The sequence below is a fragment of the Amycolatopsis sp. WAC 04182 genome, from assembly GCF_003947465.1.
In the GTDB taxonomy this organism is placed as follows: Bacteria; Actinomycetota; Actinomycetes; order Mycobacteriales; family Pseudonocardiaceae; genus Amycolatopsis.
Window position 1 is genome coordinate 1 of the sequence record NZ_QHJJ01000074.1, and the last position, 624, is coordinate 624.

General features: G+C 51.6%; 1 protein-coding gene. It reads right to left on the reverse strand.

Annotation, left to right across the window (positions count from 1 at the left end; genetic code table 11):
* A partial coding sequence (locus DMH01_RS42600; protein ID WP_125685107.1) for an extracellular solute-binding protein occupies positions 1–624 on the reverse strand: 624 nt, incomplete at both ends.

Consider the following 624-nt stretch of genomic DNA (forward strand, 5'->3'; position numbering starts at 1 on the left):
CGCAGCAGGAAGTTGATCAATTTCAGCGCGCCTTCTTTGTTTTTGGCATTTGCCGGGATCGCCAGGCTGTCCATCCAGAAAATGCCGCCTTCTTTCGGCCACACCACGTCAATTGGCGTACCCGCCTGGCGTGCAACGAAAGCAGAACCGTTCCAGATCATGCCGAGGTTAACTTCGCCTTCCATGTACGGGTTCGCCGGGTTATCGGAGTTAAAGGCTGCCACGTTTGGCATCAGTTTTTTCAGCTCGTTATATGCAGCTTCAATCTCTTTCGGATCGGTGGTGTTACCGGAGTAGCCCAGCTTACGCAGCGCCATCTGGAACACTTCACGGGCATCGTCGGTCAACAGCAGGCTGCCTTTGTACTCTGGCTTCCACAGATCGGCCCAGCTGGTGACAGATTTCGGATCCACCGCATCACCGTTAACACCAATCGCCGTCGCACCCCAGATATACGGAATGGAGTAGTCGTTATTCGGGTCAAAAGGCTTGTTGAGCATGTCTGGATCGAGATTGCTGAAGTTTGTTAACTTCGACTTGTCGATCTTCTGGATCATCCCTTCTTTACGCATTTTATCAACGTAATAGGTTGAAGGAACCACCAGATCATAGGCACCGTCTTTG